The organism is Microbacterium sp. MEJ108Y (genome assembly GCF_000834175.1).
GTDB classification, from domain to species: Bacteria; Actinomycetota; Actinomycetes; order Actinomycetales; family Microbacteriaceae; genus Microbacterium; species Microbacterium forte.
In genome coordinates this window covers 96,408-105,862 of sequence record NZ_JXQX01000010.1, presented here as the reverse complement: position 1 = coordinate 105,862, position 9,455 = coordinate 96,408, and the positions used below count along the sequence as shown (strand labels likewise).

Annotated in this window: 14 protein-coding genes; 11 read left to right on the top strand and 3 right to left on the bottom strand. The window is 67.0% G+C overall.

Annotated elements, in window-relative coordinates; genetic code table 11:
• The 3 genes from RU09_RS06165 to RU09_RS06155 all read right to left on the bottom strand — a co-directional run.
• Positions 1-372: hypothetical protein (locus tag RU09_RS06165; protein WP_042538574.1), on the bottom strand; the 372-nt coding region annotated here is incomplete at its 3' end.
• Between the two features lie 401 nt (positions 373-773).
• On the bottom strand, positions 774-974 hold the full coding sequence (locus RU09_RS06160; RefSeq protein WP_042538572.1) for a hypothetical protein: 201 nt from the start codon (positions 972-974) through the stop codon (positions 774-776).
• A 74-nt stretch (positions 975-1,048) separates the two neighbouring features.
• The gene (locus tag RU09_RS06155; protein ID WP_042538570.1) at positions 1,049-1,252 is read right to left on the bottom strand and encodes a hypothetical protein; all 204 of its coding nucleotides are present in this window, start codon (positions 1,250-1,252) and stop codon (positions 1,049-1,051) included.
• 450 nt (positions 1,253-1,702) lie between these two features.
• On the opposite strand from RU09_RS06155, the gene RU09_RS06145 reads away from it, so the two are divergent.
• The 11 genes from RU09_RS06145 (at position 1,703) to RU09_RS06100 (ending at position 9,450) form a co-directional block, all read left to right on the top strand.
• The gene (locus RU09_RS06145) at positions 1,703-2,041 is read left to right on the top strand and encodes a hypothetical protein (RefSeq protein ID WP_156145883.1); all 339 of its coding nucleotides are present in this window, start codon (positions 1,703-1,705) and stop codon (positions 2,039-2,041) included.
• Positions 2,041-2,247, top strand: coding sequence for a hypothetical protein (locus RU09_RS06140; RefSeq protein WP_042538563.1), 207 nt, complete (start codon positions 2,041-2,043; stop codon positions 2,245-2,247). Before RU09_RS06145 ends, RU09_RS06140 begins: the two co-directional genes overlap by 1 nt.
• 127 nt (positions 2,248-2,374) lie before the next feature.
• Entirely contained in the window at positions 2,375-2,800 is a 426-nt protein-coding gene (locus tag RU09_RS18470; protein WP_156145882.1) for a hypothetical protein, read from the top strand.
• Positions 2,730-4,322, top strand: coding sequence for a hypothetical protein (locus RU09_RS06135; RefSeq protein WP_042538561.1), 1,593 nt, complete (start codon positions 2,730-2,732; stop codon positions 4,320-4,322). Before RU09_RS18470 ends, RU09_RS06135 begins: the two co-directional genes overlap by 71 nt.
• A gap of 15 nt (positions 4,323-4,337) precedes the next feature.
• Positions 4,338-5,768 carry a phage portal protein family protein gene (locus RU09_RS06130; RefSeq protein ID WP_042538559.1) on the top strand — a complete coding sequence of 477 codons (1,431 nt, stop codon included), beginning with the start codon at positions 4,338-4,340 and terminating at the stop codon, positions 5,766-5,768.
• Positions 5,765-7,033 (top strand): head maturation protease, ClpP-related, encoded by a 1,269-nt coding sequence (locus tag RU09_RS06125; protein ID WP_052492880.1) that lies wholly within the window; start codon positions 5,765-5,767, stop codon positions 7,031-7,033. The genes RU09_RS06130 and RU09_RS06125 overlap by 4 nt, the downstream gene beginning before the upstream one ends.
• A gap of 1 nt (position 7,034) precedes the next feature.
• The gene (locus tag RU09_RS06120) at positions 7,035-7,403 is read left to right on the top strand and encodes a capsid cement protein (RefSeq protein ID WP_042538557.1); all 369 of its coding nucleotides are present in this window, start codon (positions 7,035-7,037) and stop codon (positions 7,401-7,403) included.
• A gap of 14 nt (positions 7,404-7,417) precedes the next feature.
• A complete protein-coding gene (locus tag RU09_RS06115) occupies positions 7,418-8,332 on the top strand; it encodes a phage major capsid protein (RefSeq protein WP_042538555.1) in 915 nt (304 codons plus the stop codon).
• Complete coding sequence (locus tag RU09_RS06110; protein WP_042538554.1) at positions 8,332-8,694, top strand: hypothetical protein; 363 nt, start codon at positions 8,332-8,334, stop codon at positions 8,692-8,694. The genes RU09_RS06115 and RU09_RS06110 overlap by 1 nt, the downstream gene beginning before the upstream one ends.
• Before the next feature lie 19 nt (positions 8,695-8,713).
• Positions 8,714-9,082, top strand: coding sequence for a hypothetical protein (locus RU09_RS06105; RefSeq protein ID WP_156145881.1), 369 nt, complete (start codon positions 8,714-8,716; stop codon positions 9,080-9,082).
• The gene (locus tag RU09_RS06100) at positions 9,079-9,450 is read left to right on the top strand and encodes a hypothetical protein (protein WP_156145880.1); all 372 of its coding nucleotides are present in this window, start codon (positions 9,079-9,081) and stop codon (positions 9,448-9,450) included. Before RU09_RS06105 ends, RU09_RS06100 begins: the two co-directional genes overlap by 4 nt.
• Positions 9,451-9,455 lie beyond the last annotated feature (5 nt).

Genomic DNA, 9,455 nt, shown 5'->3' with positions numbered 1-9,455 from the left:
GCCGTCTTCTGCATCGGCATCGGAAACCTGGAGGCTCAGCCGGTCGACCATGTCGGTGACCTTCGAATCGACACCGCTCACCAAGACCTGCAAGTCGGATAGAACCCGATTCCGATACTGGGTTGACCGCTTCGATTGACGCGCCTGACGCCGGAAAATCAGGTACGCGAGCACGACACCGGCCAATGAGATGAGCGCGCCGACCCAGGACACGACATTCAGGAATGGTTGATCAAACCATCGTCCTGAGCCCCACAGCCAGAGGAGGGTAGCTAGTCCGACGCCCGCGGCGAAGATGATCACTGCGACGAGGACATCGATCAGGATGTCTCTTCGCCTGCTAGCGGCTTCCCCCGCTGTATCCGTAGACATAGGCAGGAGACTATCCGAACAACACGCCGAGCTGATCAGCTGGAAGTGTGCGCGCTGATTCTGTTAAGCTGTGCTTGCACCTGAACTGTGACCGAAGCCTCGCCCATCCGGCGGGGCTTTCGTCGTACTCGGGTGTGGCCCCGCCACCACACGCTCACATCCCTCTGCAGAGCGACCGCCGCTAGCCATGACCTCCCGCTGCTCGATAGATCGGGACCGGAGAGCGAGCAGCACCGGGCTGGTCGCATGATGCGAACCCTCGAGCGGTGATGGGCGGCGGGGCTTAGTCTTCCGGCCTGCCTTCGCCGAGGCGCACCTACCTCGCGGGCGGGCTGAGCGGGTCGGATATGACCTCATCCACAGCAGGGCGGCCGGCATGTCCCACCGGCCGCCCGCACGAGTCACCCGCGAAGTCGACGTGTGATCGTCCTCGGCGCATCGGCGTACTCGCCGCCGATGATCTTCTCCGCCATCTCCTCGCAGTACTCCAGCTTCTGGTAGCCCTGACCACCGTCGGTCGCGATGATGTCTGAGTTGTTATCGCCGTACAGCCGCCACCCCCAGGTGCCGTCGGGTCGTTCGTACACGTTCAGCTTCGCCATCTTGAGCTCCTTCGCTCGTTCGTAGGTGCGCTGAGCATATCGACAACGAGTTTCCCCATCAGCCCGCCCGCTGCTCAGCCGAGGGTGAGGGCGAGGATCGCGACGGCCAGAGAGCCCGCCGCGACGAGCACCGAAGCGAGCGAGATCCACCACGCTGCCCGCTGCGACGCACTGGCTGCCTCGGCTTGCTCCTTCATCACTGCGGCCTGTCCCGACATCGTCTCGACGAGGGCGGCAAGAAGCTGATTCTGCTCATCATTCTGAGCCTGCGTACGCATTTGGTGAACGATCGAGAACGGGTCACTCATCCGGCCACCATATCGACTCGCTGAATGTCTCGGACGGAGGGTTGAGGGCTCGCGTCACGTTCCCCCGCCGTGGACGCCGCCCCTCCGTCCGAGCGCCAGCCCCCACGGAGGTGTGATCGTGGCCGCGAAGAGAGTTCGAGATGGCAAGGGGCATCGTGCCTATCGTCGCCAGCAGGGAGCGCTGAAGCGTCGCACGAAGGCCCAAGACCTGCCGTGCGGGTACGGCTCACCGTCGGGGTGGGGATGCGGTGAGCACATCGACACCGACCTGCCTGCCGGTCACCGCATGTCGTTCACTGCTGACCATGACGATGCGCTCGGGAACGGTGGACGCCTAGCCGGCGGCCTGCTCGTGCCCATGCACCTCACCTGCAACTCACGGAAGAGCGACAACGCCACCACCGAGATATGGAGCGCATCGTGAACACGAGCAACCGCGTAGACGTCGTCATCGCCGAGATCGACCCGGAGGCGGTCGAGATCACCTACGGCGACCAGGGCGAGAGTGTCGAGGCTGTCGACGTCGCGCCTTACCCGACGCGTCGGATCATCGTGCTCGCCCCGACGAAGCAGGCGGGCCAGGAGCACGCCGAGTCGCTGGGCATCGAGCCGGTCGCGATCGTCACACCTCGCAGCCCGCATGCCTCCTACGGCATGGTCGCTGACGAGATCGCCGAGGCGCCCGGTTTGTCCGTCGACGTGGTGGGGGAGCTCATGCAGCATGCTGGCCCATCACTCGCCACGACAGGCGGCGAGTGATGGCCGTGCTCGCAGGGAGCATCACCACTCGGGTGCTGATCGTCGTGGGTGATGGTGAGCCTGTGGAGGTGGCGACCCTGCCGACCAAGCTGACCGCCGCCCGCCCCGGTCCCGGAGTAGTGCTCAACAGCCGTCGGTGGTGCCTCAGCCTCGCTCTCGGCTTCCTGCGCATCGCGTGGGCCACCGCGACCATGCGAGCCCGCTGAGCGCCCGCACGCAGGTCGCCAGAAAATCCAGGGTCGCCCCGGTGCTGCCCACCTCCCGCGCGGTCCTGGCAGCTCTCTCCGCAGGTAAAAACGCCGCATGGGGGAATTCGCTGGGAGGGGGAGTTCGATGGCACGTCCCAAGGCGCCTTGTGGCACCGATGCCGCGTACCGTCGCCACCTCCGCGAGGGCGTCGAGGTCGACGCGGCGTGCCGACGTGCTCACACCGAGGCCGGTCGCGAGTCGTCGGGGCGGAAGTCGCCGCGAGCCGACAAGAAGCCCGTGTTCACGCCGACTCCCGATGCTCCGCCGACCGACGATGCCGAGAAGCCGGACGACATGAAGCTGATCGTCGACACGCTCCGCACGGTGTTCAAGACCGTTGCCGAGCAGGATCCGACCCGTATCGCTCCAATCGCTCGCGTATTCCAGACCGCCGTCGAAGCGACTCGCGGCCCGGTGGAGACGCCGAAGGAGCTGACTCTTGCCGACCAACTCGCCCAAGCCCGAGCAGCTCGGGCTGCAAGAGCCGAGAGTAAGGGCGCTACCACTTAGCCGCACCGACACCCTCGTCGACGACATCCTCGACATCTGCGACCTCGCATCGATCGAATGCGACCCGTGGCAGGAAGGCGGACTCGAGGCGATCGCGTCGATCGACGCCGAGGGCCAGTGGGCGGCGACCGAGTTCGGGATCCTCGTCTCTCGCCAGCAGGGCAAGGGCAACATCCTGCTCCCGTACGAACTCGCCCACCTGTACCTCTGGCCCCGCGAGGACGGCGCCCCGAAGCTCATCGGGCACACCGCCCACGAAGGCGCGACCGCCCGCGAAGCATTCCGCCGCGCTCGCCGCATCATCCTCGCCTCGCCGATCCTCCGCGCCGAGCTCGTCGGCGGTGGCAAGCAGACCGCGCAGGGCGTCACCGGCATCTCGACCGGAAACGGCAACTGGGCGATCGAGCTGAAGAACGGCAACCGCCTCGTCTTCTTCACCCGCACCGGCGCGGCCGGCGTCGGTGTCTCCTTCGACGTGCTGATCGTTGACGAGGCGCAGCACTCACCGCTGACGATCCTCGAGGCGCTGCTGCCGGCGACGGACGCGAGCCCGAACAAGCAGGTGCTGTTCACTGGCACGGTCCCGAAAGAGGATCAGGACGGCGAGTATTTCGAGGGTCTGCGCGACCGTGGCCGCAAGGGCGGCTTCGAGCGCACCGGCTGGATCGAACACACGCCCGTCGGATCGGACGACCCGGACCTCGCGGCCAAGATCGATCTCGGCGACCCGCAGACATGGCGGGAGGGGAACCCGGGCCTCGGCATCCGCCTCGCGTGGAAGACCGTCGAGGACGACTGGAACCGCATGGGCCAGACGAACCCCGAAGCGTTCGCCCGTCAGCGCTGCTCGATCTGGCCGAGCCGTCGACCTGAGGTCGCGGCGAAGCTGTCCGAGCTCGATCTCGACGTGTGGAAGCGGCACGCTCGCGACGACGCCGCAGTAAGTGGCGACGGCGTCGTGCTGTCTCTCGCGCTCGGCCGGGGTGGCGGGTACGGCACCATCGGCGCCGCCGTGCGCGTCGACTCCGAGCACATCGCCGTCGAGCACATCTGGACCGAATCGGGCACGCGATGGATCTCGCCGATGCTGAAGCAGCTCAAGGCGAAATACGGGAACGCGCTCGTCGTGCTCGACTCGAAGAACGCGGCCGCCGTGATCGGCGCACTCGACGCGGCCGGCATCAAGTACCTCGCCATGAACCTCGACGAGATCGCCGCTTCGCACACCCTGTTCATCGAGCACGTGAACGCCGGGCTCGTCCCGCACCGCGACCAGCCCGAGGTGACGAAGTCGCTCGAGCTGGCGACAACCCGGAACATCGGCCGCGCGGGTGTCACCTGGGAGCAGTCCGACCCGACGAAGCCCGTGACGATGGCGCAGGCCATCACCTGGGCGCTGTGGGGCGTTCTCAAGTCCGAGGCATCCCCGAAGAAGCGCACACCGCCACCGCCGAAGGCCGCGGTACTCACCCGCGACGCTGTCGGCGGGAACGACCTGGACCTCGCCACGGCGCGGTTCTGACGGAGGAGGTCCACCTTGGCTGAGACCGGATACCAGGTCGAGTCGACTCTTCCCGGCTGGATGAACTGGGTCGCGGAGACGAACGAAGAGAACCCGGACCTGCAGTGGCCGAAGTCGATCAACGTCTTCGACCGGATGCGCCGCGAAGATCCGCAGGTAAAGTCGGTGCTCCGCGCCGTCACCCTGCCGATCATGCGCACCGAGTGGGCGATCGACGGGACTGGATGCCGCCCCGAGGTGGTCGCCCATATCGCGGCCGATCTCGGGCTGCCGATCAAGGGTCAGCCGCCGACAGCGCCACTGCGCACGAAGGGCCGGTTCTCGTTCAAGGAGTTCCTGCGTCTCGCGCTGCTCTCACTCGTCTACGGGCACTCGTACTTCGAGCAGGTCTACGACCAGTCGACCGGTGCCACCCACCTCGCGAAACTCGCCTGGCGACCCCCGCGCACGATCACGAACATCGAGGTCGCCCGCGACGGCGGCCTCGTTGCGATCGAGCAGGGCGGGCTGATGGGAAGCGGCAAGGTCCGCATCGAAGTCGAGAACCTGGTCGCATTCGTGCACGAGCGCGAGGGCGCCAACTGGCTCGGCGAATCGCTGCTCCGCTCCGCCTACAAGATGTGGATCCTGAAGGACCGCGTCCTGCGCATCCAGGCGCTGACCGCCGAGCGCAACGGCCTCGGCATGCCGGTCTTCACCGCAGGCGAGCCGCCCGAGGGCGACTTCGACCAGATGGTCGAGTGGCTGGACGCGGAGATCAAGCGCGGTCTCGAGATCGTGAAGCAAGCACGCGCGGGAGAGGCCGCCGGCGTCTCGCTCTCGAAAGAATCGACGTTCCAGTTCGTCGGCGTCAGCGGCAAGCTGCCCGACACCGACAAGCCGATCCGCTACTACGACGAGCAGATCGCCCGCGCCGTCCTCGCTCACTTCCTGAACCTCGGAACCGAGACCGGGTCGTGGGCGCTGGGGTCAACGTTCGCGAACTTCTTCACCGACTCGCTGAATGCCGTCGCCCAGAACATGGCCGACGTCATCCAACAGCACGTCATCGAGGATCTCGTCGACAAGAACTGGGGGAGCGAAGAGCCCGCCCCCCGCATCGTCCCCGCTGCGATCGGCGAGCAGCAGCAGATCACCGCCGAGGCGATCAAGGCGCTCATCGAGAGCGGGGCCATCAAGGTCGACGACAGTCTGCGCGCGTATGTGCGCGACAAGTTCGGCCTGCCCGTCGAAGACCTCATCCCCGCCACCGAGGACGACGAGGCGTCGCGCGAGCTCGCCCGATTCGTCGCCGAGGTCGTGCAGAAGATCTACCTCGGCACGGACAAGCCGGTACTGCGGCAGGACGAGGCGCGAGACATCATCCGCCGCGCCGGCGCCGACATCACCGGCGACGGGCCCGACGTGACCCGCATGCCATCGACACAGGCTGAGGAGGCCGCATGACGAATCAGAGCACCGGTGCAAACCGGTTCTGGGGGAGCCACACCCCGCCGAAGTCGAAGGCCGAGTTCTTCGACGCGATCACCATGCCCTCGCCCGCTGGCGAAGGCGCGATCGCGACGATCCGGCTCTACGGTCCGATCGACAGTTGGGGCGGCTGGTGGGGCATCAGCGCGAGCGACGTCAGCGACGTACTCGACGCTCTGCCCGACTCCGTCACTCGGATCATCCTCCGGATCAACTCGCCCGGCGGTGAGGTGTTCGAAGCGATGTCGATCCTCAACATGCTGCGAGCGCACAAGGCGACCGTCCTCGGGGTGGTCGACGGGCTCGCGGCATCCGCCGGATCCGTGATCGCCGTCGGATGTGACGAGACCGTCATGTCGCCCGGCACGCAGATGATGATCCATTCGCCCTCCACCATCGTCTGGGGCAACGCCGCAGACATGCGCAAGGAAGCCGAGGTGCTCGACAGCGTCGAAGAGTCGATCATCTCGATCTACCGAGACAAGGCGGGAGAGTCTGCCTGGGGCGAACTGCTCTCCGCAGAGACCTGGTACACCGCGCAGCAGGCGGTCGAGACCGGGCTCGCCGATCGAGTCGCCGTCGTCAAGGACGCCGGGGAGACCTCCACCGCGGGCGCAGAGGACGATGACCTCCTCGATCCGCTGGAAGGCGACACCGTCGAGGACAAGTACCAGTCCGCGCGTGCCCGCCTGATGAAGAACCGCACCGGCGCGATCGCGTCGGTCCAGACCCCGAGCTCGACCGAGCCGGGTAACCCCACCCAGAAGGAGGCACTCGCGATGAGCGACGCCCTGAAGGCTGGCCTGTCCGCACGGCTCGGCGTGACCGATGCCGAGATCTCTGACGACGACCTTCTGGCCGCCGTCGACGAGGTTCTCAGCGAACAGACCGACACCCCGGCAGCACCCGCTGCCACCGTCCCCGGCACGCAGCTGATCGAGGACAACGTCCTCGCCCAGATGCGCGCAGACGCCGCCGCTGGCCGCGAGGCCCGCGAACAGCAGATCCGCGACCGCCGTGACGGCGTCATCAAGAACGCTCTGAAGCAGGGCCGCATCAGTGCGGCATCCGCGCCGGAGTTCCGCGCGATGCTCGACGCCAACGAGGAGGCCGCCGCCAAGGTGATCGACTCGCTCGCGCCGAACACCGTCCACGTCGAGGAGGTCGGACACTCCGACACCCTCACCAGCGCTGACGACTCGCTGTACGGGTCGATCTTCCCCACCGCGAAGGAGGCCTGAGATGGCCGTCAAGAGCTACCTGCCCCTGTTCCGTCCCGGTGACACGGTCACCTTTGGCGTCACGGCCGCGGTCACCGCAGGCCAGGCCGTCGAGGTCAGCGCTACCGCCGACATGTCGGTCACGCCCGCGGCCGCCGGATCCGCGAAGTACGTCGGCGTCGCCGGCCACGACGCGGCCGTGGGCGACAAGCTGACCGTCGAGGTCGGCAAGCCCATCCACGAGCTGAAGGCATCGGGTGCCATCACCCGCGGCCAGCGGCTCGAGACCGGTGCCGCCGGCACCGTTCGCACCGTCGCGGCGGGCACTGCCGTGTTCGTCGCCCTGTCGTCCGCCGCCGATGGTGCGCTCGTGCGCGCCGTCCAGCTCTAAGAAAGGAGAGCACGATGCAGACCTACCCGCTCACCCCGAGCCAGCTCGCCAACGTCTCGGCAGCTGACCTCGTCGCGTTCCTCAAGAACCCGACGCTCGTCGCTCGCCGCTTCGCGGAGATCCTGCAGGCACAGCAGTTCCTCGGACTGTTCCTCCTGCAGAAGCGCTTCACCATCACGGGCGGCGCCATCGGCGTCCCCATCAACGAGGTCATCCGCGCCGTTCGCGGTGCCGAGATCATCGCCCCCGGCAGTGAGTACAAGCTCACTCCCATGTCAGCCGAGGAGTACGAGTTCTACTCCGCGATGAAGGAGGGCCTCGCCACCGAGGTCACCGACGAGCAGGTCGGTCGTCTCCTCCGGTCGCCGATCGACGACGCGTTCACCTTCCTGCAGACCGAGCTCGTGTTCTCGGCGAACGATGCCGCCCTCGGCGCCATCGCCTCGTCGGTCACGAACACGGTCGCTGCCGGTGCCGCGTGGACCACCGCGAAGCAGGTCTACAAGGACGCGCTGCGCGTGAAGGCCCTCGTGCGAAAGCAGAAGCTCGGCTACGCGATCGACACGGTCGTGCTCCCCGGAGAGCTGTACGCCGAGGTGATCCCCGAGCTGCTCGACATCCTGCCCAAGGACAGCGGGCAGGCGCTGACGGACGAGTTCCCGACGATCGCCGGCCTTACCTGGCTGCCGGACGACGGGGACGACATCCCCGACCCGCTGTTCCTCGACCGTCGCCGCCTCGGCGGCATCGCTCGGGAGCAGATCCCCACGCCCGAGATGGTGCACATCGGTGGAGACACCGGCGTGGAGATCGCCGCGATCCGTGAAGGCAAGGCGGAGAAGACGCGCCTGCAGGCACGCAACGTGCACGTGCCGATCGTCACCGACCCGCTCGCCGCATACTACGTGACCGGAACGGAGGCCCCGTGATGAGCACCCAGCACATCGCATCGGCCGCCTTCGTGAAGGTCTCGATCGGGTCGCCATCCGGGAACCGCGTCGCCCAGCTGATCCAGCGTGGCGGCGTGATCCCCGGCGGCATCGACGAGGCGCAGCTCGAGCGCCTCGTCGACCGCGGCCTCATCGAAGCCGTCGACGTCGAAGACGCCGACGAGACCGAAGAGGAAGAGACCTTCGACGAGGGCGTCTACAAGGGCGTCAGCGTCAAGGATCTGAAGGCCGACCTCGTTACCCGCAACGAAGGCCGTGAGGGCGACGCCGTCATCACTCCGGCCGAGCCGGGCAACCGCCCGCAGATCATCGCCGCGCTGCTCGCGGACGACACCAAGTGAGAGACAGGGGGCGATGATCATGACGATCACACACGATGAGATCGGATCTGACGAAGACCTCGCACGCGAGGTGCTCGTCGTCGCCCGTGACATCGCCCCCTGCATCTTCAGCTTCGACGCAGACTCCGAGGATCGCGCGAACGCGATCTCGATCCTCAAGCGCGTCTTCAAGAGCGCCGCCGCTCGCGGCTCGCACCTCGTCAAAGGGCAGCGGATCGGATCCGCAGCTGTGGACTACTCCGACATCCAGTCGGCGTTCGAAGGACAGCCCACGCGAGCACTGCGCGCGCTCTGCAATGCCTCCCGCACGACGGCCGGGCACTCGGCAGCGAGCTTTCCCGCAGGCGGCATCGTCGCCCAGCTCTGGCCTGAGCGGTACGGGTCGTGAGCGGAATGGACTTCCCCCACGGGCGCACCGTTTACAGACTCCGAGCCGGGCTGATTCCTGACCCCTACCGTCCCTCGGAGCAGATCCCCGGCGACTGGAACAACCCCGACGTGCTCCCCATCCCCGGTGCGTTCATCGCCCAGACATCGACCTCACTGCTGTCGAACGCGTCGCGCGAGCAGGCGATCGAAGCCAAGTCGCTGTTCTGCGAAGGCGAGGTCGACGTCGCCAAAGGCGACCGCATTCGTGATGGGGGAGAGGGTGCGCCGGTCTACACGATCGACGGCATCCCGCCTGCCGCGGATACGAACCCTTTCACGGGGTGGACTCCGCCGCGTGAGATCCCGCTGACCCGATCGGTCGGCTGACCGAG

Excerpts from the sequence above, each read along its gene's own strand:
- RU09_RS06140 (WP_042538563.1), top strand. The coding sequence starts at position 2,041 with ATGGCCGTGCTCGCAGGGAGCATCACCACTCGGGTGCTGATCGTCGTG.
- RU09_RS06115 (WP_042538555.1), top strand. The coding sequence starts at position 7,418 with ATGCAGACCTACCCGCTCACCCCGAGCCAGCTCGCCAACGTCTCGGCA.
- RU09_RS06110 (WP_042538554.1), top strand. The coding sequence starts at position 8,332 with ATGAGCACCCAGCACATCGCATCGGCCGCCTTCGTGAAGGTCTCGATC.
- RU09_RS06105 (WP_156145881.1), top strand. The coding sequence starts at position 8,714 with ATGACGATCACACACGATGAGATCGGATCTGACGAAGACCTCGCACGC.
- RU09_RS06155 (WP_042538570.1), bottom strand. The coding sequence starts at position 1,252 with ATGCGTACGCAGGCTCAGAATGATGAGCAGAATCAGCTTCTTGCCGCC.
- RU09_RS06125 (WP_052492880.1), top strand. The coding sequence starts at position 5,765 with ATGACGAATCAGAGCACCGGTGCAAACCGGTTCTGGGGGAGCCACACC.
- RU09_RS18470 (WP_156145882.1), top strand. The coding sequence starts at position 2,375 with ATGGCACGTCCCAAGGCGCCTTGTGGCACCGATGCCGCGTACCGTCGC.
- RU09_RS06160 (WP_042538572.1), bottom strand. The coding sequence starts at position 974 with ATGGCGAAGCTGAACGTGTACGAACGACCCGACGGCACCTGGGGGTGG.
- RU09_RS06120 (WP_042538557.1), top strand. The coding sequence starts at position 7,035 with ATGGCCGTCAAGAGCTACCTGCCCCTGTTCCGTCCCGGTGACACGGTC.